The sequence below is a fragment of the Paraburkholderia sp. J94 genome, from assembly GCF_905220285.1.
GTDB classification, from domain to species: domain Bacteria; phylum Pseudomonadota; class Gammaproteobacteria; order Burkholderiales; family Burkholderiaceae; genus Paraburkholderia; species Paraburkholderia tropica_A.
In genome coordinates this window covers 124,230-143,563 of the sequence record NZ_CAJMZH010000004.1, presented here as the reverse complement: position 1 = coordinate 143,563, position 19,334 = coordinate 124,230, and the positions used below count along the sequence as shown (strand labels likewise).

Here is a 19,334-nt window from a genome sequence, read left to right as displayed (position 1 = left end):
CGCGCCGCACGCCGGATCGGACCGCGCGCCTTGCACCGCGATCAGGGAATCCATCACAAGGAGAGCCGACATGAGCCGTTACCTTGCCTTTGCCCTTGCGCTGTTCGCCGTCACCCTCGCCGCCTGCAACACCATTGCCGGAGCGGGCGAAGACATCTCGAAGGGCGGCAACGCCATCACCAATTCAGCGGACAAGGCCAAGTAACACGATTGATGCCTGCCCTCGGCCCCGCCTTCGCGCGGGGCCGTTTCTTTTTTGCGCGGGCCTTCGCGCACACTGCCACCGCCCCGTTCGCAAGCGCCTGACGCGAACGCCCTGCGTGCTCAATGCTGCGCGCGCAGCTTCGCCACCTCGGCCTCCAGCTCGCGGATGCGCGCGTCGCGCTCCTCCAGCGCCGCCTTCACGTCCGCCGCCTCGAAGCGCTGCGGAATATGCTGCGGACAGTTCATGTCCCACGCCGTCACCGTGAACACGATCGCGCGTTCGGCGCGCGCCTTGTAGCCTGGCGGCATCAGCCGCTCGACCAGCGCCGCGTCGTCGTCGACGACGCGCGCCTCGCCCCAGACCTTGACGCGCCGCCTGTGCGCGTAATCGATCAGGAACAGATACGCCTTCGCGTTGTCGGTCAGATTGCCGAGCGTGATGTATTGCTGATTGCCGATGAAATCCGCGAACGCGATCGTGCGCGCGTCGAGCACGCGCAGAAAGCCCTGCGGGCCGCCGCGATGCTGGATATACGGCTGGCCCTCGGCGTTCGCGGTGGCGAGAAACACACTGCGCTGCGCCTCGATGAACGCCTGCACGTCGGGCGTGAGATCGGTGCCGAAACCGCGCTGCGCTTCCACGCGGGCATAGATTTCGCGCGACCCGAGACGCGACTGCATGGCCTTCACGGTCGGCGTGAAAGCGACGTCGCTCGAATAACGGTGAACGGTCGAGGCCATCCTGGCTCCTTTTTCCTTGTGGCTGCGCGGCAGCGCGCCCTGGAGACATCAAGATAGGCCCTACCGGCATGAAAGAGAATCCCGCCAGTGCGGGAATGATCCTCTTGTTTTTCGGGAGGATAGCCGACGCGGAAAATATCCCGCGTGCATTGTGGCTCCCTTGCGCTTCACGAAGCGCTACCCTTGTAGCTCGCGCTGCGCCGCGCGAGTCCACTCATCGCTTCGGCCGGGGCGTTTGCCCCATCGGCCGCAGCGCTTCGCCTGTTTCAGGCCGGGAGGAAAGCATGTCGAAAACGATCTGGGTCGTCGTCGCCAACCGCGTCACCGCACGCATTTTCGCGACGGAAAATCCGCTCGGCGCCATCGAGGAAGTCGAAACGCTGCTGCATCCCGAAAGCCGCGTGCCGGAGCAGAGCCTCGTCACGGACCGCTCGGGCCGCACCGAGCGCTCGGGCGGTTCCGGCCGCCAGTCGAGCGACCCCGACACGCAGCATCACGAGCGCGAGACCACGCTGTTCGCGGCGCAGGTCGCAACCACGCTCGCGAAGGCACGCAACGACGCGCGTTACGGCACGCTCGCGCTGATCGCGCCGCCCGCGTTTCTGGGCGCGCTGCGCAAGGCGCTCGACGCGCAGACGCGCAATCTGGTCACGCTCGAACTCGACAAGGATCTCGCCCTGCTCGATCCGCGCACGCTGCGCACGCATCTGCCCGAGCGGCTCGTGCGCGCCGAAACCTAACCCATCCGCGTACAACTTCGCGCAAGATCCGCGCAGCGTCAGCAGCAATCCCCGCCTAACCCGCGAGGTGCGCGAGACAGCTGCGCACGAAGCCGATCGCGTGCTCGCCGGCCAGCATCCCCAGCAGGCCGACGAGCGCGATCGTGGGCGGCGCCGGCGACTTCACGTCGAGCACGCTGTAGAGCAGGCCCGCGAGCGCGCCCACCGCGAGCGAAACCAGATAAGCCTTCATCGTTGCGCTCCCCGCCTTTGCGTCCGGTCCATCAGGCCATGTCGATCACGACGCGCCCGCGCGTGCCCGCGGCCACCGCCGCGTAGGCGTCCTTCGCGCGTGCGAGCGGATAGTGCGCGGCCACCACGGGCGCGGCGAAACGGCCCGCGTCGAACGCTTCGGCCAGCGCGCGCATGATCGGCGCGGCGTCGGCGACGCCGAGCTTGGCGCTGTCGGCGCCCAAAAGCTGCGTTTCGTTGTGATAGAAGTCGATCAGGTCGAACTCCACGCGGCGCTTGCCCGTCGCGCTGATCTCCACCACGCGGCCGCGCCGCTTGACGAGCGACAGCGCCAGTTCGAAGGCCACGCCGCCGACGGCGTCGTAGACCACGTCCGCGCCCGCGCCGCCCGTGAGTTCGCGCACGCGTTGGGCGGTTCCGGCGTCCATCGGCACGAAGGCGTCGATCAGACGTGCGGCCGGCGAATCCGCGTCCGGCGCTTCGCGCCCGATGCCGATCACGCGCGCGCCGCGCGCCTTGGCGATCTGCGTGACCGCGCCGCCCACGCCACCCGACACGCCGATCACGGCGATCGTTTCGCCCGCCGCCAGTTGCGCGTAATCCACCGTGCCGAGCCAGCCCACCACGAAATTCACGCCGATCGAGGCAGCCTGCGCATGCGTGAGCGAGGCGGGTTTTTTCGCGAGCGCGGCCACCGGAATCTCGATGAATTCGGCGTGCGTGCCGTCGCGCGTGAAGCCGATGTCGCCGCCCGTGCCCCAGACTTCGGCGCCGATCCACTCGTCGGGACCGGCGACCACCACGCCGCTGAAGTCGCGGCCCGGCACGCGCGGCGGCACGGTGTGATCGAAATGGCCCGAGACGTTCTTCACGTCGCTCGGATTGACCGAGGCGCTTTTCACCTGCACGAGCGCCTGGCCGGCGGCGGGCTGCGGCGTCGGCAGATCGACGAATTCGAGGACGTCGGGCGTGCCGAAGGCCGAGAACTGGATGGCTTTCATGGCGTGACTCCGTGAGTGCGTTCTAGCGTGAGAAGGAGTCTAGATTGCCGGGATGCCGTGGTGTGGACAGATGCTTTCGAATTTCGGACAAGGCGCGGCGCGCGGGACATCGACGAATCGGACACGCAATGAAAATCGGCCCGCGTGAAAGCGGGCCGTTTCTCACGATCGATCAGCGCCAATCAAAGCGCGTTCAACGGAATCTTCAGATAGCGCACGCCGTTCGCTTCGGGCTCGGGCATGCGGCCCGCGCGGATATTCACCTGGATCGACGGCAGGATCAGATTCGGCATCGACAGCGTGCGGTCGCGCGCGGTGCGCATCTGCACGAAGGCGTCCTCGGTCACGCTGTCGTTCAGATGGATGTTGCCGCGGCGCTGCGCGTTGACCGTGGTTTCGAAGCTCGGCCCGCGCGACTCGGGCGGATAGTCGTGGCACATGAACAGGCGCGTTTCGCCGGGCAGATCGAGCAGACGGCGCACCGAGCGATAGAGCGTGTGCGCGTCGCCGCCCGGGAAGTCGCAGCGCGCCGAACCGACGTCGGGCATGAACATGGTGTCGCCGACAAACACCGCGTCGCCGATCCGGTAGGCGAGATCGGCGGGCGTGTGGCCAGGCACGTGCATGGCGCGCGCCATGAGCGGACCGACGTGGAAGGTCTCGTCGTCCTTGAACAGATGATCGAACTCGCTGCCGTCGGCGGCCACGGTGTCGCCGAGATTGAAGACCGCGCGGAACACGCCCTGCACCGTGCGGATGTGCTCGCCGATGGCGATCTTGCCGCCCAGTTGCTGCTTCAGATACGGCGCGGCCGAGAGATGGTCGGCGTGCGCGTGGGTTTCGAGCAGCCACTGCACGGTCAGCCCGTACTCGCGCACGAAGGCGATCACGCGGTCGGCGGACGCGGTAGACGTGCGCCCCGATTTCGGATCGTAGTCGAGCACGGGGTCGACGATCGCGCACACCGAGCCGCGCCCCGTGTGCACGACGTAGGTGACCGTGGACGTGGCGGGATCGAAGAACGGCTCGACGAGCGCCGCGCGGGCGGGGTCCGCGACTTCGGCGGAACGGAGGGGGGACTCGGACATGGGGGCTCCAGACAACAACTTCGGACAGCGACGCGCAAACGCACCGGGGACGCGCTGCGTGGCATGACTTTTCGAAAAGTGCGGCAAAAATTCGCGTTTGACTGCGCGGCGGCGCACAGCGCGGCGCAGTCGGGCATCGCGCGAACGCGGCAACGCGTGATCAGCGACCGTGAGTGGCGATCTGCGACGATCAGCGGCAATCAGCGGCAATCAGCGCGATGCTTTATTGAAACACATATTATGAATCGATATAATGTTTGTCAACAAACTGTCAGCGGGTGTTTGACGCTACAGCGGAACGCCCCGCGCTGACAGAACCTTCACCCGGCGCTCCACGGCGCCCATTCGCCGCACGACCATGAACTCACCGATCACTCCCGAAGCGCTCGGCGCCCTGCGCGAATCCGCCGAAAAATGCTGCGCGCTGCTCAAGGCGCTCGCGCACGAAGACCGTCTGCTGCTGCTCTGTCAGCTCACCGAGGGCGAGCGCAACGTGGGCGAGCTTGAAGCGCTGGTCGGCGTGCATCAGCCGAGTCTGTCGCAGCATCTGGGCGTGCTGCGCGAGGAAGGTCTGGTCGAGACGCGCCGCGAGGGCAAGTACATCTATTACCGGCTCGCGAGCCACGAAGTCATCCAGGTGATGCAGACGCTGTCGAGCCTCTACTGCGGCCGCCTCAAGGCGCGTCCCGCTTGAACCGGCGACGCCCATGAACGTCGATCTCGCCCATTTCACGCCGTTCGCCTCGCTCGCGGGCGGTCTCATGATCGGTGCGGCCACCGCGTGGCTTGTGCTCGGCAACGGGCGCGTGGCGGGCATCAGCGGAATCGTCGGCGGCTTGCTGCGCGGGCGCGATGCGTCCGGCGAGCGCGCGTGGCGGCTCGCGTTCGTCGCGGGCCTGTGTGCCGCGCCGTGGCTCTGGTGGCTTGCGCGGTTGATGTCGAACGCGAGTTCAAGCGCGACTTCGAACGCAACGCCGGGCACCGCCGCCCTGCCCGCTTCAGCCATCGCCTCAGCCATCACCGCGTCGCCGCTCACGCTGATCGTCGCGGGACTGCTCGTGGGCGTCGGCACGCGTTACGCGTCGGGTTGCACGAGCGGTCACGGCGTCTGCGGCATCGCGCGCGGCTCGCTGCGCTCTTTCGCCGCAACCGGGCTTTTCATGGCCGCCGGTTTCGTCACCGTGTACGTGGCGCGCCACCTCGCGGGAGCCTGAAAACATGGGCCATTTCCGCACGAACCGCAACATCCGCACGATCCGCACGTTTTCCGCCTTCGCCTGCGGCCTGCTGTTCGGCCTCGGCTTGATCCTCTCGGGTATGGCGAACCCGGCCAAGGTGCTAGCCTTCCTCGACCTCGCGGGCCGCTGGGACCCATCGCTGGCCTTCGTGATGGCGGGCGCGATCCTCATCGCCGCGCCCGCTTTTCGTTTCGCGCGCACGCGCACCGCGAGCCTGCTCGGCGCGCCCATGCAGCTGCCCACCGCCTCGCGCATCGACCTGCGCCTCGCCCTCGGCGCGCTGCTGTTCGGCGCGGGCTGGGGTCTCGCGGGCTTCTGCCCCGGCCCCGCGCTCGTGAGCGCCGCGAGCGGTCAGCCGCGCGCATGGCTTTTCGTGGCCGCGATGCTCGCGGGCATGGCGATCTTCGCCGTGCTCGAGCGGCGCGCCCGCCGTTCTTAATCTGCCCCAAGTCAGGAGTTTTCGAGTCCATGCAAATCGTGCAACACGACGCGCGCTTCGCGAGCGCCGATCAGATCTCGCCCGCCGACCTCGCCGAGATCGCCGCGGCGGGCTTTCGCTCGGTCATCTGCAACCGGCCCGACGGCGAAGGCGGCCCGACGCAGCCCGCGTCGGCCGAGATCCGCGAAGCCGCGCAGCAGCTCGGTCTGCAATTCGCGTATCTGCCCGTCACGCCCGGCAAGATCGGCCCCGCTGAAGTCGCGCAATTCGCGCAACTGCTCGCCGATCTGCCCGCGCCCGTGCTCGCCTACTGCCGCACCGGCAACCGCGCGACCAACCTGTGGCAGTTCGCGCAGGCCAGCGCCGCCGCGCAGCCGGTCGCCGAACCCGTCGCGCCCGCCGTCACGGCCACGCCCGCCTGCGACTGGACCACGAACGGCGGCGACCAGGCCTGGGACGTCGTCGTGATCGGCGGCGGCCTCGCGGGCATCACCGTGACGTCGAGCCTGCTGCGCCGCCAGCCCGGCCTGAAGATCGCCATCGTCGAGCCGAACGATCACCACGACTATCAGCCGGCGTGGACGCTCGTCGGCGGCGGCGCCTACGACGTGAAGAAAACGCGCCGCCCGATGGCGAGCGTGATGCCGCGCGGCGTGACGTGGATTCGCGCCGCCGCCGAGCGCGTCGAGCCGCACGCGAATCTTGTGCGCCTCGCCAACGGCGAATCCGTGGCGTACCGCCAGCTGATCGTCGCGCCGGGTCTGCGGCTCGCGTGGGAGCGCATCGCCGGTTTGCAGGAAACGCTCGGCAAGAACAACGTCACCTCGAACTATCGCTACGACCTCGCGCCGTACACGTGGGAACTCGTGCAGCGCATGCAGGGCGGCACCGCGCTGTTCACGCAGCCGGGCATGCCGATCAAGTGCGCGGGCGCGCCGCAAAAGGCGATGTATCTGGCCTGCGATCACTGGCTCAAGCGCGGCCTGCTGTCGAAGATCAAGGTCGAATTCGATCTCGCGGGCGCGGCGCTATTCGGCGTGGCGACCTTCGTGCCGCCGCTGATGGAATACGTGAAGCGCTACGACGCCAGGCTCGAATTCAACTCGAATCTGGTCGCGATCGACGGCCCGGCGCGCAAGGCCACCTTCGAGGTGAAGGACGCCGACGGCAACGTGACGCGCGTGGAAAAGCGCTTCGACATGATCCATGTGGTGCCGCCGCAGGTGCCGCCCGACTTCATCCGCGACAGCGAACTCGCCGACGCCGCGGGCTGGTGCGAAGTCGATCACGCGACCTTGCAGCATCCGCGCTGGCCCAACGTGTTCTCGCTCGGCGATGTCTGCTCGGCGCCGAACGCGAAGACCGGCGCGGCGGCGCGCAAGCAGGCCGTGATCGTCGCCGAAAACCTGCTGGCCGCGCGTGCCAGCCAGCCGCTGCGCTATCGCTACGACGGCTACGGCTCGTGTCCGCTGACGGTCGAAAAGGGCAAGGTCGTGCTCGCGGAGTTCGGTTACGGCGGCAAGCTGCTGCCGACCTTCCCGCTCGATCCCACGCGTCCGCGCCGCCTGATGTGGTTCCTCAAGGCCAGCGTGCTGCCGCGCTTCTACTGGAGCGGCATTCTCAAGGGCCGCGAGTGGTTCACCGGCGCGACGCATGAGTAAGCGTCTCGCGGCCTGCTGAATCTGACGTCACTTCGGAGAACGCGCACATGGCGCACATGGAGATGGTCACGCTGGTCAGCGCCGCGCTCGGTTCGGTCGTCGGCCTCATCCTGGCGCTGACGGGCGCGGGCGGCGCGATCGTCGCGGTGCCGCTGCTGGTGTTCGGGCTCGGGCTCGACGTGGCGCAGGCCGCGCCGATCGGCCTGTTCGCGGTGGCGCTCGCGGCGGGCATCGGCGCGCTGCTGGCGCTGCGCGAGGGCAAGGTGCGCTACAAGGCCGCCGCGCTGATGGCGGTCGCGGGCGCGGTGATCTCGCCCGCCGGTCTCTGGGTCGCGCATCGCTTGCCCGATGCGCCGCTCATGTTGGTGTTCGCGCTCGTGCTGGCGCGCGTGGCGTGGCGCATGTTTCATCAGCAGCGCGCGATGGCGGGGGCGCAGGCTGAGGCTCATCCGGCGGATGACGCGCTCGATCTGCAAGGCGGCGCCGAACTCTGTCCGTCCGATCTGCCCTGCCGTCTGAACGCCGATCGCGGCAAGCTCGACTGGACCGCGCCCTGCGCGCGGGCGCTCGCGCTCTCGGGCGCGATGGCGGGCTTCCTCTCGGGACTGCTCGGCGTGGGCGGCGGCTTCGTGATCGTGCCCGCGCTCAAGCGCGCGTCGGACATTCCGATGCAGGGCATCGTCGCGACTTCGCTGGCCGTGATCGCGCTGGTCTCGGCGGCTGGCGTCGCCGCGTCGGCGGCGAGCGGCCACATGCTCTGGATCAACGCCGTGCCGTTCGCGGCGGGCGCGCTCGCGGGCATGCTCATCGGCCGCGTGTTCGCGCGCCATGTGAGCGGCGCGCGCCTGCAGCAGTCGTTCGCGGCGTTCGCGGGATGCGTGGCCGTGGGCATGGCCGTGAAGGCCGTCCACGCGATGATGGCGGCGGGCGTGGTGTAACGCGCGCTGTCGGGCAACCCGATCAGCGAAAGTCACCGAAAGTCCGCTAAATTCAGCCCTCGAAGTCGAGCCCGCCGATCAGCACTTCCCGCTCGCCTTGCGTGCGCGTCGAAAAGTTCACCGGACGCGCCGTTTCCCACGACGCCATCTTGCGCGTCGTCGCGTCGAGGTAGTGCGCGAAGCGCGCCTCGCCGCCCGGCTCCATGAGGCGCTCGATCTCGTCGACGTCCCACGTCAGGAACACGTTCAGCGGATACGCATACGGATGGCGGCTCTCGCTCGACACACCCGATAGCCGCACGCGCGTGGGATGGCCGCGTCCCGCGTTCGGCACAACCTCCACGTGCACGTCCGGCCCGAACTGCGTCGCGAGCCGCGCGGCGATGCGCGGCGCGAATTCTTCCTCGAAGCGATGGACGGCTTCGTTGCTCATGCGCGCTTGTCTCCCCTGTTCGGCGAACTGCGGATGCCGCCTGGTGCGGGACCTGTCCTTCGTGTGTTCGCAGCTTGCCGAAGCATCCTACCGCGAGGTCAGCGCAGCAGCCAATCGTCGTCAGGGATGGCGTCAGATTTGCGGCTGATCAACAACACCGCATTCAATCCACGCTTAATCCACCTCGCGCATGCGCCGCGCGCTCAGCAGCGTGGCGCGCAGCCCTTCGAACGAATAGATCACGAGCGCGACCCAGATCGCGCCGTAGCCGAGCGCGCGCACCGAGCCGAACGGCTCGTTGTAGATCAGCACGCCGGTGAGCAGCTGCAGCGTCGGCGTGACGTACTGGATCAGGCCGAGCATCGAGAGCGGAATGCGCCGCGCGGCCGCCGCGAACAGCAGCAGCGGCACAGCCGTGATCGGCCCGGCCGCGACCAGCAGCAATTGCAGCCCGAGCGGCGCACGCGCGAAATGGCTCGCGCCCGCGAGGCCGATGATCGTCAGATAGACGAGCGCAACGGGAAACAGCAGCACGGTTTCGAGCGCGAGCCCTTCGAGCGCGCCGAGCTGCGCGGTCTTGCGCAGCAAGCCATAGCCGCCGAAGGTCACGGCCAGCGCGAGACTGATCCACGGCGGCGTGCCGTTCTGCCAGGTGAGCCAGGCGACGGCGAGCGTCGCGATCGCCACGGCGCACCATTGCAGCGGCCGCAGCCGCTCGCGCAGAAACAGATAGCCGAACACCACGTTGATGAGCGGATTGATGAAGTAGCCGAGACTCGCCTCGACGATATGCCCCGCGTTCACCGCCCAGATATAAAGACCCCAGTTGGCCGACAGCAGCGCGGCGCTGGCGACGAAACGCGCGAGCAGGCGACGGTCGCGCAGCGCGGGCCGCAGCCACGCCCAGTGATGGCGCACCAGCAGCACGGCCAGCACGAACACGAGCGACCACGCCATGCGGTGCGCGAGCATTTCGAGCGCGGGAATCTGATGCAGCGTCTTGAAGTAGACCGGGAACAGCCCCCAGAGGGTGAAGGCGGAGAATGCGTACGCGATGCCGGGATTCATGGTTCGTTCTTGTGTCTGACTGCGCTCGGACGACGTTCTGCCGACGAATTGACGACGGATCGACCGCGCTGCGGGAGGGCCGGTGGCGGCCGGTGACGACCGATATCGAACTGGCTCGCGGGCGTTTCAAGGCCGCGCGCGTGCTGACGAAAGGCTGACACGCGAGGCCCGAAGCGAGCAAAATTTCGGCCAACCCTGCGCCGAACCGCCGGTTTTGCGACAATAGCGGATTTTCGCCGCCAGCCCTTGCCGCTGTCCAGCCTGACGACGCGCTTACGATCCCCACGCGATCGACGCCGCCGCGCCAGTCCAGACGCAGTCGCGACACGGTGCGAAGCGTCATAGCCCCAGGCAGTCAGGCCACTTTAGTCCGCGATAGTCCGCGCCGTCCGCGATGACCCTACCCCATATCGATCTGCTGTATTCCGTCTCCGGCCTCGCGGTTGGCTTTCTGGTCGGCCTGACCGGCGTGGGCGGCGGCTCGCTGATGACGCCGATCCTCGTCCTGCTGTTCAACGTGCACCCGGCGACCGCCGTCGGCACCGACCTGCTCTACGCGGCGGCGACCAAGTCGGCGGGCACGCTCGTGCACGGGCTCAAGGGATCGGTCGACTGGCGCGTGACCCTGCGGCTCGCGGCCGGCAGCGTGCCCGCCGCGACCATCACGCTGATCCTGCTGCACCGCTTCGGCATGGATACGCCGCGCGCCGGGCATCTGATCCAGTCGGTGCTCGGGGCGGCGCTGCTCATCACGGCGGTCGCGCTGATCTTCCGGCCGCAGCTCGCGGCCTTCGCCTCGCGGCATCGCCATGCGCCGGGCGAGGCGCGCACGCTGTTCTTCACCGTGCTCACGGGCGCGGTGCTCGGCGTATTGGTGTCGCTGACCTCGGTGGGCGCCGGCGCGATCGGCGTGACGGTGCTGCTGCTGCTCTATCCCACGCTGCCGACGGTGCGCATCGTCGGTTCCGACGTCGCGCATGCCGTGCCGCTGACGCTGCTCGCGGGCGCGGGGCACTGGCTGCTCGGCTCGATCGACTGGTCGATGCTGATCTCGCTGCTGTGCGGCTCGCTGCCGGGCATCGCGATCGGCAGCATGCTGTCGTCGCGCGCGCCCGAAAAGCTGCTGCGCGTGCTGCTCGCGGCCACGCTGACGCTGGTCGGCGTGCGGCTCGTGCTGGCCTGAGCGCACCACGCCGCGACGGCGCGCGCTCAGGCGCGCGCCGGTGCGATCCCCGGTTGAAGCAGATTCAAGCCGATGCGGGCGGCTTCAAGCGCCGTCAGAGATACGGCGCCTGCCGGAAAAACCGCCCGTTCAGATCGACCTCGAATTGACGCAGCCATTGCCCGCGCGCATCGATGCGATACGCCTGGGCCCATGCGCCGCGCCGCACGACGAGGAGTTCGCCGTGCTCGGGATCGTCGGGATCGGTTTCGCCGCGCACGTCGAAGTGGATCGGCGCAAAGCCGTGCCGCGCGCAGGCCAGCTCGAAAGCGGCCCGGTCCACGAGAGGCAAGTCGGTATAGGTATGGATAGTCATGACAGTTACCTGCAATGAGTCCGCGCACGATCCACGAATAGCATGATCGGGACCTGCACACTCTCAACATATACCCCCAATTGCAGGACCGCAGTGTGTCAGGCCGCACTAGCGCGCGCCGATTTCCATAAACGCTGGAAATAGTCCGATGAATGCGAGCCCGATAAATGCGCGCCGCATTCCGCGGTAATCCGCGATGAACCAAAAAAAACGGGCCCCGGCGCAATGCCGGAGCCCGTTCGTGCCGCCCTCGCGCCCGGCGGTGCTGCCGGGCGCGCGGACACGCGGCTTACTGCTGCATGACCGTCAGCTTGTTCGACACCGACTTCACGCCCGCCACGCCTTGCGCGACCTGGCCAGCCTGATCGATCTGGTCCTGCGACGGCACCGAGCCGGTCAGCGTGACCGCGCCGCCGTGCGAGCGCACCGTGATGTTCGACACGTCGATGCCCTGCGCCTTCGAGAGCGCCTTGCGAACCGTGTAGCCCAGCTTGCGGTCGGCCTTCTTGCCCGAGGTCGGAGCGGCCTTCGCGGCCGGGGCGGCAGCTGCGCCGCTCGCCGCCGAATTGTCCTGCGCATACACGCTGCACGCCACCGTCACACAGGCGACTGCGGCCAGGGTCTTCAGAATAGCGACCGATTTCATGTTCTCTCCTTGTTGCTATCGCGTAAGTACTTCTCTCGTTGCTTCGCCCGTTGCTTCGCCCAATGCTTAGCTCCGTAGCGAGGATAAATCGCCTGGCGCACCGCCGGACGGCTCTTGCGCCGTCCGCCGGCGCGCTGCGGCGGCTTCGTTACGACACCCGCGGGCAGCCGCCGCCCACGCCTTCGAAGGCGCGCGACGGCACAGCCGTGGTCTGGCCACGCTGCTGCGAGAGATTGCGAGAGGCTGAAATCGGCACATTGCGGCGGGCGGCGGCGTGATCCGTGAATCCGCCCTGGTTCGCCCGGGCGCCGTGCCACGGTGTTGTCTTGTTGTTTGTTTTGTCGCGTACCGCCGCCTGACGCGCGCTCGATTGCGCGCGTGCCGGGCGAGGGTCGCGCGCGGGCGGCAAGGCCGGCCACGGCGCTCCACAATTTAGCCTGGGCGCAGCGCGAGCGCAAAGGATTTAGCGCCTCGGCGCGGCTTGCGCGCCACGGCCGCCCGCTAGCCGCCGCAACGGCGAATCTCATGTACCATCGGCGGACCGGCCGCGCGCGCCGATGCCGATAGCCGATGCCGACCGCTCGTGCGATTCTTCGGCGCCGCGCATGGCGCCTGCGCCCCGCATGGCGCCGCATCCGCCCGGCAAAGACCGCACGTATCACACGAACCGCACACGAACCACCGCCCCACGAACCTCCGAGGCCCGCCTTTCCCCGATGAAGTCCCCCACCGGCCGCAAACCTCCTCCCCGTCTCGTCGCGCGTTTCGTGGCGATTTCGTGGCGCGACCTGGCCGTCTCCTTCGGTCCCATCCTGCTCGTGAGCGTGGCCGCCATCTGGCTCGCCGTGCGCCTGATCCAGCCCGCGCCGCCCAGCACGCTCACCCTGAGCGCCGGCCCCAAGGGCAGCACCTACTGGAACGCCGCGCAGAAGTACAAGGCGATCCTCGCGCGCAACCGCATCACGCTGAACGTGCTGGAGTCCGAAGGCTCCGCGCAGAACCTCCAGCGCCTCGCCGATCCGGCCTCGCACGTCGACGTCGCCTTCGTGCAGGACGGCCTCGCCAGCAAGGTGCCGGAGCGGCTCGTCTCGCTCGGCAGCGTCGCCTACGTGCCGCTCGCGGTGTTCTATCACGGGCCGCCCGTCACGCGGCTGTCGCAGTTCGCAGGCGAGCGCCTTGCCATCGGCGCGGAAGGCAGCGGCACGCGCGAGCTCGCGCTGACGCTGCTCAAGGCCAACGGCATCGAGCCCGGCGGCAAGACGCAACTGCTGCCGCTGTCCGGCGACGACGCCGCGCGCGCGCTGACCGAGGGCAAGATCGACGCCGCTTTCCTCACCGGCGATTCCGCGCAGCCGCCCGTCATGGGCCGCCTGATGCGCATGCCGGGCGTGCGCTTCTTCGACTTCACCCAGGCCGACGCCTACGCGCGCCGCTTCCCCTACCTCACGGCGATCACGATCCCGATGGGCGCGTTCGATTTCGGCCGCAACCTGCCGCCGCATCCGCTGCAATTCATCGCGCCGACGGCCGAACTGGTCGCGCGCGACTCGCTGCATCCGGCGCTGTCCGACCTGCTCGTCGATGCCGCCAAGGAAGTGCACGGACGCTCGACGCTGTTGCAGCGCGCGGGCGAATTCCCGGCGCCGCGCGCCCAGGACTTCCCGATCAGCGACGACGCCGCGCGCTACTACAAATCGGGCAAGGGCTTCCTCTACCGCGTGCTGCCGTTCTGGCTCGCGAGCCTCGCCGACCGCCTGCTGGTGGTGCTGGTGCCGATCATCGTCGTGCTGATTCCGGGGCTGCGGCTCGTGCCCGGCCTCTACGCCTGGCGGGTAAAATCGCGCATCTACCGCTGGTATGGTTCGCTGATCGCGCTGGAGCGCGCCGCGCTCGCCGAGAACTCGGCGGCCGAGCGGCGCACGCTGCTGCGCCAGCTCGACACCATCGAGGAATCGGTCAACGGCATGAAGATGCCGCTCGCGTATGCGGATCAGTTCTATGTGCTGCGCGAACATATCGGTTTCGTGCGCTCGCGGTTGTCGCCCGCGCGTGACGGCGGCGAACAGCGCGAGGCGAACGGCGCGGGCGGTTTGGGTAGTGGCGGCATGGGTGGCGCGCCCGCGAACGCCGAACTCGATACGGGCGACGCGATGGACGAACGCGTCGCCGACGAAGCCCCCGCCGCGGATGAAGCGAACGTAGAGACGCACGCAGACACAGAGACACAAGCAGAGACACAAGCAGAGGCACACGCAAAAGCCGACGCAGAGACACACGCAGAAGCCGGACCAGAAGCCCGCGCCGGGACCCGGGACGAGACACGCGGCGCCTGACATCGGCCGACGCGAAAAAATTGCAGCACGCAGCACCGAATACCATCGATACTCAAACGACGGGTCGCCGCTGCGGCCCGCATGAAAGCCCATAGCGGAGGAACAGCATGATCAGCGGCATCGACGCCAGCCAGCCAGCCTGGTTCTACGACTTCGTGTCGCCGTTTTCGTATCTGCTGCTGGAGCAGTACGACAAGTGGCCGGGCTTCGACTTCGTGCCGACGCCGGTCCTGCTCAGCGACCTGTACCGCCATTGGGGCCAGCCGCTCGGCACGATTCCGGCCAAGCGCATCTTCACGTACCGCCACGCGCTGTTCCGCGCCGAGCAACTGGGCATTCCGTTCAAGATGCCGCCCGCGCATCCGTTCGATTCGGTCAAGCCGATGCTGCTCGCCATCGCGGCGGGCGGCGACTTCGCCTGCGTGCGCGAGATCTTCCGCTTCATCTGGCGCGAGGGCCGCGACCCGTCGAGCGAAGAAGGCTTCGAGCAGTTGTGCGAGCGCGTGGGCATCGCGCACGGCGAGGCGCTGATCGAGGAAGAAGCGGTGCGCGCGCAACTGCGCCGCAACACCAACGACGCGATCTCGATGGGCGTGTTCGGCGTGCCCACGTTCTGGATGAACCAGCAACTGTTCTGGGGCGAGGACGCGCTGCCGATGGTGCTCTACTGCGCGCGCACGCCGAACTGGCTCGACTCGCGCGAGGTGAAGCGCATCAGCTCGCTGTCTTCGGGTCTCGCGAAAACGGAAAACGTCTGAAAATAGCCTAAAAGGCGTGTGAAACAGGCGGGCGAGCGCCGGGCAACCGGCGTGCCGCGCCCGCGCTGATCCCCGTCATACCGCGCGCCCTATGGCAAGCACGCGCGCGGCGGCTTAAGGTTATGGCTGACGCCGTGCGCACGGAGCGCGGCGCGCGCGCTATCACCGAACACCCCCGCGTTCCCGCCTTCATCGCCATGGACGACTCTGCCCTTTCCCTCGACATCTGGCTCGTGCGCGTACTGCGCACGCTGCTGGTCGAGCGCAGCGTCACCCAGGCCGCACTGCGGCTGAATCAAACGCAGCCGGCCATCAGCACCGCGCTGCGGCGGCTGCGCGAAGTGCTCGGCGACCCGATCCTCGTGCGCGGCAAGGCCGGCATGGTGCCGACCGAATACGGCGAATCGCTGCTCCAATACGCGCAGCGCGTGCTGCGCGACGTCGATTTCGTCGCCACGCCGCATGGCGAATTCGATCCGGCGCGCTCGAAGCGGACGTTTCGCGTCGCCGCGCCCGACTATCTCAACGACTTCTTCATGCCGACGCTGATCGCGCGTTTTCGCGAGGCGGCGCCCGCCGCGCGGCTGGAGATTCTCTCGCTGTCGCCGACGCTCGATCATCACGCCGCGCTCGACGCGGGCGAACTCGATATCGTGATCGGCAACTGGCCGAAGCCCGACGCGCGTTTCGCGCGCAGCGACCTGTTCACCGACAAGATCGTCTGCCTGATGCGCGCCGACCATCCGCTCGCGCGCGCGCCGCTTTCACGCGAGGACTATCTGGCGGCGGGACATCTCGCGCCCACGCCCTACACCGGCGCGAACGCGAGCCCCATCGATCTCGGTTTCGCGAAGGCGCGCGCGCATCGTCATATCGTCGCGACGCTGCCGTATTTCGGGCTCGTGCCGCAAGTGCTGCTGCAATCGGATCTGATCTTCACGACCACGCGCCGCTTCGCGCTGCACTACGCGGGCATGCTGCCGCTCGCGGTGGTGGAGCCGCCGTTCGCGTTTCCGCGCATCCGCTGCTATCAGATGTGGCATCCGCACCCCGACCGGCCGAGCGACGTGGGCTGGCTGCGCGAGTTGATCGACGCGGTGTCGGTGTCGTTGACGGTGCCCGCGCGCAAGCGCCGCGCAAAGCCGCTCGAAGCGCCGAAAGAAGCCGCCTGAGATGGCATGAGGTCGCGAAAAGAAAAAGGCCGGACAGCATTGTCCGGCCTTTTTGTTTCTGGACGCGCGTTGACGCTACGCCCGTGCGAACACGCCCTCATCCGCGTGACGCTCGACATTCGCCGCCATCTCCACCCGCATCTGCATCAACTGCGCAGCCACCGCCACCGCAATCGACGAAGGCGCCTTGTCGACGATGCCCGTCACGCCGATCGGGCACGTGATCTCGTCCATGCGTTCGCGCGCGACGCCGCGCTCAACCAGACGCCGCTCGAACTTCACGCGCTTGGTCTTCGAGCCGATCAGCCCGAACCACGCGAAGTCGCGCCGCTTCATGATGCGCAGCGACAGCTCGAAATCGAGCGCGTGATTGTGCGTCATGACGATGAAGTACGCGCCCGGCGGCGCAGTATCGACGATCGCGGCGGGCGTGTCGGTGGCCTCGATCTGCACGTTCGCGGGCACTTCGTCGGGGAACAGCTCGTCGCGCTCGTCCACCCATTGCACCACGCACGGCAGCATGCCGAGCAGCGTCACCAGCGCGTGCCCTACGTGGCCCGCGCCGAACAGCACGACATGCATCGGCCCATACTGCGGCACCGGCGTGCTCCGGCGGCCGATCACAACGCGGCCCGCCGCATCGACGCGCACACAATGATTCGGATGACTGATCATATTGCGATTCCCCTTCGATGACCGATCGATTCCGTGGATTCAAGCCCGCGCCATCGCGCGCACCGCACGCACGCCCTTGAGGATTTCCTCGGCGGTCGCGGGCGCGTTCATCGGCGGATTGAAGCGGTAATCGGCCACGCTCGCCACCGCGTCGCGGATCGCGAAGAACACCGAGAACGGCAGCAGCAGCGGCGGCTCGCCCACGGCCTTCGAACGATGAATGCTGTCCTCGGCGTTGCGGTTCTTGAACAGCTTCACGCTGAACTCAGGCGGCGTGTCGTTCACGGTCGGGATCTTGTAGGTGGACGGCGCGTGCGTCATGAGCTTGCCGTCCGGCTTCCACCAGAGTTCCTCGGTCGTGAGCCAGCCCATGCCCTGAATGAAGCCGCCTTCCACCTGCCCCACGTCGAGCGCCGGATTCAGCGAATCGCCCACATCGTGCAGCGCATCGGCGCGCAGCACGCGCATTTCGCCCGTGAGCGTATCGATCACGACTTCGGACACCGCCGCGCCATACGAGTAGTAATAGAACGGCCGGCCGCGCAGCGCCGCCTGATCCCAGTAGAGCTTGGGCGTGGCGTAAAAACCATCGGACCACAACTGCACGCGCGCGAGATAAGCCTTCTGCACCAGCGTGCCGAACGGCACCACTTCGTCGCCGACGATCGCGCAGTCGTTCGCGAAACGCACGTCCGCCGCGTTCACCTCGCCCTTGCCCCACGTGGTGGCCGCGAGCGCCGCGAGCCGTTCGCGCAACTGGCGCGCGGCGTCCTGCGCGGCCTTGCCGTTCAGGTCGCTGCCCGTCGAAGCGGCCGTGGCCGAGGTGTTCGCGACCTTGCTCGTATCGGTCGCCGTGACGCGCACGCGGCCGAACTCGATGCCGAGTTCGTGCGCCACGACCTGCGCGACCTTGGTGTTCAGCCCCTGGCCCATTTCGGTGCCGCCGTGGTTCACGAGCACCGAGCCGTCGGTGTAGATGTGGACCAGCGCGCCCGCCTGGTTGAAGTGCGTGACGTTGAACGCGATGCCGAACTTGACCGGCGTGATCGCGATGCCCTTCTTCAGCACTTCGTTGTTCGCATTGAACTCGCGGACCGCGGCGCGGCGCGCGCGATAACCGCTCGTTTGCGCCAGCTCGTCGATCAACTCGTGAATCACGTTGTCTTCGATCGTCTGACCGTACGGCGTTTCGTTGTTCTCCGTCTTGCCGTAGAGATTACGCTTGCGCACGTCGAGCGGATCGAGGCCGAGCGAGCGCGCGACGTCGTCCATGATGTACTCGATCGCGAACGCGCCCTGCGGGCCGCCGAAGCCGCGAAACGCGGTGTTCGACTGCGTGTTGGTCTTGCCGCAGAAGCCCGCGATCGACACGTCGGGCAGCCAGTAGGCGTTGTCGAAGTGGCAGACGGCGCGCGTCATCACCGGGCCGGAGAGGTCCGCCGAGAAGCCGCAGCGCGAGGTCATGTCGACGCTCACGCCTTCGAGGGTGCCCTGATCGTCGTAGCCCACTTCGTAGGTGTAGTGGAAGTCGTGACGCTTGCCGGTCACCATCATGTCGTCGTCGCGGTCGGGGCGCAGCTTCACGGGGCACAGCAGCTTCCACGCCGCGAGCGCCGCGCAGCACGCGAACAGACCCGATTGCGATTCCTTGCCGCCGAAGCCGCCGCCCATGCGCCGGCATTCCACGAGCACGTTATGCGACTGCACGCCCAGCACGTGCGCGACGAGGTGCTGCATTTCGCTCGGGTGCTGCGTCGAGCACCAGACGTGCATGCCGTCGTCGTCCTTCGGCACGGCGTAGGCGATCTGGCCTTCCAGATAGAACTGTTCCTGCCCGCCGAGCAGCATCTCGCCTTCGTGACGATGCGCGGCCCGCGCGGCGCGCGTGGAGGCGTCGCCGCGCGCGAGCTTCATCGGCGGCAACACGTATTGCTGCGCGGCGCGCGCCTGTTGCGCCGTGAGGATCGGCGGCAATTCCTCGTATTCGATTTCGGCGCGGCGCGCGGCGAGGCGCGCCGTATCGTGCGACGTCGCCACGACGACGAACATCGGCTGGCCCACGTATTGCACGACGCCGTCCGCGAGCACCGGATCGTCGTGGATGATCGGGCCGCAGTCGTTCACGCCCGGAATGTCCTCGGCGGTCAGCACGGCCACGACGCCCGGCGTCGCGCGCACCTTGGCGAGATTCATCGCGACGATGCGCGCGTGCGCCTTCTGCGAAAGACCGAGCGCCGCGTGCAGCGTGCCCGCCACGACCGGAATGTCGTCGGTGTAGGTGGCGCGCCCGCTCACGTGCAGATGCGCCGATTCGTGCGGCCGCGAGACGTGCACCTGCGCGAAGGGTTCGCGCGCTTTCACTTCGTCCAGGAACGGTTCAGCTTGCTGGTTCATGGTTTCGTTCTCCGTATCTTGTTCCGTTTCCTGTTC

At 67.9% G+C, this 19,334-nt stretch carries 21 protein-coding genes; 11 read left to right on the top strand and 10 right to left on the bottom strand.

All coding sequences use genetic code 11. The features are described from left to right. Nucleotides 1-70: 70 nt before the first annotated feature. Complete coding sequence (locus U4Y88_RS09415) at nt 71-205, top strand: entericidin A/B family lipoprotein (RefSeq protein ID WP_065057226.1); 135 nt, start codon at nt 71-73, stop codon at nt 203-205. Nucleotides 206-324: 119 nt separating this feature from the next. On the opposite strand, the gene U4Y88_RS09410 is transcribed toward U4Y88_RS09415, so the two are convergent. Next, nucleotides 325-945, bottom strand: a complete 621-nt coding sequence (locus tag U4Y88_RS09410) for a pyridoxamine 5'-phosphate oxidase family protein (protein WP_321783546.1) — start codon at nt 943-945, stop codon at nt 325-327. 284 nt (nt 946-1,229) lie between these two features. On the opposite strand from U4Y88_RS09410, the gene U4Y88_RS09405 reads away from it, so the two are divergent. Continuing rightward, nucleotides 1,230-1,685, top strand: coding sequence for a host attachment protein (locus U4Y88_RS09405; protein WP_224013104.1), 456 nt, complete (start codon nt 1,230-1,232; stop codon nt 1,683-1,685). A 55-nt stretch (nt 1,686-1,740) separates the two neighbouring features. On the opposite strand, the gene U4Y88_RS09400 is transcribed toward U4Y88_RS09405, so the two are convergent. From U4Y88_RS09400 to U4Y88_RS09390, 3 genes are all read right to left on the bottom strand, one after another. Next, complete coding sequence (locus tag U4Y88_RS09400; RefSeq protein ID WP_224013103.1) at nt 1,741-1,917, bottom strand: DUF1427 family protein; 177 nt, start codon at nt 1,915-1,917, stop codon at nt 1,741-1,743. A gap of 31 nt (nt 1,918-1,948) precedes the next feature. Continuing rightward, nucleotides 1,949-2,917, bottom strand: coding sequence for a zinc-binding alcohol dehydrogenase family protein (locus tag U4Y88_RS09395; protein WP_321783544.1), 969 nt, complete (start codon nt 2,915-2,917; stop codon nt 1,949-1,951). Between the two features lie 182 nt (nt 2,918-3,099). Next, complete coding sequence (locus U4Y88_RS09390; protein WP_310631633.1) at nt 3,100-4,005, bottom strand: MBL fold metallo-hydrolase; 906 nt, start codon at nt 4,003-4,005, stop codon at nt 3,100-3,102. Between the two features lie 358 nt (nt 4,006-4,363). Between U4Y88_RS09390 and U4Y88_RS09385 the strand changes: the two genes are divergently transcribed. Genes U4Y88_RS09385 through U4Y88_RS09365 form a run of 5 tightly spaced genes read left to right on the top strand, consistent with a single transcriptional unit; the run spans nt 4,364 to nt 8,281 of the window. After that, on the top strand, nt 4,364-4,699 hold the full coding sequence (locus tag U4Y88_RS09385) for an ArsR/SmtB family transcription factor (RefSeq protein ID WP_065057220.1): 336 nt from the start codon (nt 4,364-4,366) through the stop codon (nt 4,697-4,699). Nucleotides 4,700-4,712: 13 nt separating this feature from the next. Next, nucleotides 4,713-5,219 (top strand): YeeE/YedE thiosulfate transporter family protein, encoded by a 507-nt coding sequence (locus U4Y88_RS09380; RefSeq protein WP_321783542.1) that lies wholly within the window; start codon nt 4,713-4,715, stop codon nt 5,217-5,219. A gap of 4 nt (nt 5,220-5,223) precedes the next feature. Next, the gene (locus U4Y88_RS09375; RefSeq protein WP_321783540.1) at nt 5,224-5,682 is read left to right on the top strand and encodes a YeeE/YedE family protein; all 459 of its coding nucleotides are present in this window, start codon (nt 5,224-5,226) and stop codon (nt 5,680-5,682) included. A 29-nt stretch (nt 5,683-5,711) separates the two neighbouring features. Next, complete coding sequence (locus tag U4Y88_RS09370) at nt 5,712-7,343, top strand: TIGR01244 family sulfur transferase (protein WP_321783538.1); 1,632 nt, start codon at nt 5,712-5,714, stop codon at nt 7,341-7,343. A 47-nt stretch (nt 7,344-7,390) separates the two neighbouring features. Next, complete coding sequence (locus U4Y88_RS09365; protein ID WP_224013097.1) at nt 7,391-8,281, top strand: sulfite exporter TauE/SafE family protein; 891 nt, start codon at nt 7,391-7,393, stop codon at nt 8,279-8,281. A 52-nt stretch (nt 8,282-8,333) separates the two neighbouring features. Here the strand turns inward: U4Y88_RS09365 and U4Y88_RS09360 are convergent, their stop codons facing one another. Both U4Y88_RS09360 and rarD read right to left on the bottom strand, forming a co-directional pair. Beyond that, a complete protein-coding gene (locus tag U4Y88_RS09360) occupies nt 8,334-8,714 on the bottom strand; it encodes a DUF5594 family protein (protein ID WP_224013096.1) in 381 nt (126 codons plus the stop codon). Between the two features lie 174 nt (nt 8,715-8,888). Next, nucleotides 8,889-9,782: an EamA family transporter RarD gene (rarD, locus tag U4Y88_RS09355; protein ID WP_224013095.1), complete on the bottom strand. Its 894-nt coding sequence runs from the start codon at nt 9,780-9,782 to the stop codon at nt 8,889-8,891. 394 nt (nt 9,783-10,176) lie between these two features. Here rarD and U4Y88_RS09350 point away from each other — a divergent pair, with 394 nt between their 5' ends. Then, nucleotides 10,177-10,965 (top strand): sulfite exporter TauE/SafE family protein, encoded by a 789-nt coding sequence (locus tag U4Y88_RS09350; RefSeq protein ID WP_224013094.1) that lies wholly within the window; start codon nt 10,177-10,179, stop codon nt 10,963-10,965. 94 nt (nt 10,966-11,059) lie between these two features. Here U4Y88_RS09350 and U4Y88_RS09345 read toward each other — a convergent pair whose 3' ends face one another. Beyond that, nucleotides 11,060-11,320 carry a hypothetical protein gene (locus U4Y88_RS09345; protein WP_224013093.1) on the bottom strand — a complete coding sequence of 87 codons (261 nt, stop codon included), beginning with the start codon at nt 11,318-11,320 and terminating at the stop codon, nt 11,060-11,062. Between the two features lie 289 nt (nt 11,321-11,609). After that, nucleotides 11,610-11,966, bottom strand: coding sequence for a BON domain-containing protein (locus U4Y88_RS09340; protein ID WP_224013092.1), 357 nt, complete (start codon nt 11,964-11,966; stop codon nt 11,610-11,612). Nucleotides 11,967-12,682: 716 nt separating this feature from the next. Between U4Y88_RS09340 and U4Y88_RS09335 the strand changes: the two genes are divergently transcribed. From U4Y88_RS09335 to U4Y88_RS09325, 3 genes are all read left to right on the top strand, one after another. Beyond that, on the top strand, nt 12,683-14,299 hold the full coding sequence (locus tag U4Y88_RS09335; RefSeq protein ID WP_321783536.1) for a TAXI family TRAP transporter solute-binding subunit: 1,617 nt from the start codon (nt 12,683-12,685) through the stop codon (nt 14,297-14,299). Nucleotides 14,300-14,406: 107 nt separating this feature from the next. After that, complete coding sequence (locus U4Y88_RS09330; protein ID WP_224013090.1) at nt 14,407-15,057, top strand: 2-hydroxychromene-2-carboxylate isomerase; 651 nt, start codon at nt 14,407-14,409, stop codon at nt 15,055-15,057. A 197-nt stretch (nt 15,058-15,254) separates the two neighbouring features. Then, nucleotides 15,255-16,229 (top strand): LysR family transcriptional regulator, encoded by a 975-nt coding sequence (locus U4Y88_RS09325; RefSeq protein ID WP_321783534.1) that lies wholly within the window; start codon nt 15,255-15,257, stop codon nt 16,227-16,229. 75 nt (nt 16,230-16,304) lie between these two features. Here U4Y88_RS09325 and xdhC read toward each other — a convergent pair whose 3' ends face one another. Then, nucleotides 16,305-16,904 carry a xanthine dehydrogenase accessory protein XdhC gene (xdhC, locus tag U4Y88_RS09320; RefSeq protein ID WP_321783531.1) on the bottom strand — a complete coding sequence of 200 codons (600 nt, stop codon included), beginning with the start codon at nt 16,902-16,904 and terminating at the stop codon, nt 16,305-16,307. A 39-nt stretch (nt 16,905-16,943) separates the two neighbouring features. Continuing rightward, nucleotides 16,944-19,298, bottom strand: a complete 2,355-nt coding sequence (gene xdhB / locus U4Y88_RS09315) for a xanthine dehydrogenase molybdopterin binding subunit (protein WP_310630096.1) — start codon at nt 19,296-19,298, stop codon at nt 16,944-16,946. Nucleotides 19,299-19,334: the final 36 nt, after the last annotated feature.

Excerpts from the sequence above, each read along its gene's own strand:
- U4Y88_RS09385 (WP_065057220.1), top strand. The coding sequence starts at position 4,364 with ATGAACTCACCGATCACTCCCGAAGCGCTCGGCGCCCTGCGCGAATCC.
- U4Y88_RS09375 (WP_321783540.1), top strand. The coding sequence starts at position 5,224 with ATGGGCCATTTCCGCACGAACCGCAACATCCGCACGATCCGCACGTTT.
- U4Y88_RS09400 (WP_224013103.1), bottom strand. The coding sequence starts at position 1,917 with ATGAAGGCTTATCTGGTTTCGCTCGCGGTGGGCGCGCTCGCGGGCCTG.
- U4Y88_RS09410 (WP_321783546.1), bottom strand. The coding sequence starts at position 945 with ATGGCCTCGACCGTTCACCGTTATTCGAGCGACGTCGCTTTCACGCCG.
- U4Y88_RS09365 (WP_224013097.1), top strand. The coding sequence starts at position 7,391 with ATGGCGCACATGGAGATGGTCACGCTGGTCAGCGCCGCGCTCGGTTCG.
- U4Y88_RS09340 (WP_224013092.1), bottom strand. The coding sequence starts at position 11,966 with ATGAAATCGGTCGCTATTCTGAAGACCCTGGCCGCAGTCGCCTGTGTG.
- U4Y88_RS09415 (WP_065057226.1), top strand. The coding sequence starts at position 71 with ATGAGCCGTTACCTTGCCTTTGCCCTTGCGCTGTTCGCCGTCACCCTC.
- U4Y88_RS09370 (WP_321783538.1), top strand. The coding sequence starts at position 5,712 with ATGCAAATCGTGCAACACGACGCGCGCTTCGCGAGCGCCGATCAGATC.
- xdhB (WP_310630096.1), bottom strand. The coding sequence starts at position 19,298 with ATGAACCAGCAAGCTGAACCGTTCCTGGACGAAGTGAAAGCGCGCGAA.
- U4Y88_RS09325 (WP_321783534.1), top strand. The coding sequence starts at position 15,255 with ATGGACGACTCTGCCCTTTCCCTCGACATCTGGCTCGTGCGCGTACTG.
- U4Y88_RS09390 (WP_310631633.1), bottom strand. The coding sequence starts at position 4,005 with ATGTCCGAGTCCCCCCTCCGTTCCGCCGAAGTCGCGGACCCCGCCCGC.
- U4Y88_RS09345 (WP_224013093.1), bottom strand. The coding sequence starts at position 11,320 with ATGACTATCCATACCTATACCGACTTGCCTCTCGTGGACCGGGCCGCT.
- U4Y88_RS09360 (WP_224013096.1), bottom strand. The coding sequence starts at position 8,714 with ATGAGCAACGAAGCCGTCCATCGCTTCGAGGAAGAATTCGCGCCGCGC.
- xdhC (WP_321783531.1), bottom strand. The coding sequence starts at position 16,904 with ATGATCAGTCATCCGAATCATTGTGTGCGCGTCGATGCGGCGGGCCGC.
- U4Y88_RS09405 (WP_224013104.1), top strand. The coding sequence starts at position 1,230 with ATGTCGAAAACGATCTGGGTCGTCGTCGCCAACCGCGTCACCGCACGC.
- U4Y88_RS09335 (WP_321783536.1), top strand. The coding sequence starts at position 12,683 with ATGAAGTCCCCCACCGGCCGCAAACCTCCTCCCCGTCTCGTCGCGCGT.
- U4Y88_RS09395 (WP_321783544.1), bottom strand. The coding sequence starts at position 2,917 with ATGAAAGCCATCCAGTTCTCGGCCTTCGGCACGCCCGACGTCCTCGAA.
- rarD (WP_224013095.1), bottom strand. The coding sequence starts at position 9,782 with ATGAATCCCGGCATCGCGTACGCATTCTCCGCCTTCACCCTCTGGGGG.
- U4Y88_RS09350 (WP_224013094.1), top strand. The coding sequence starts at position 10,177 with ATGACCCTACCCCATATCGATCTGCTGTATTCCGTCTCCGGCCTCGCG.
- U4Y88_RS09330 (WP_224013090.1), top strand. The coding sequence starts at position 14,407 with ATGATCAGCGGCATCGACGCCAGCCAGCCAGCCTGGTTCTACGACTTC.
- U4Y88_RS09380 (WP_321783542.1), top strand. The coding sequence starts at position 4,713 with ATGAACGTCGATCTCGCCCATTTCACGCCGTTCGCCTCGCTCGCGGGC.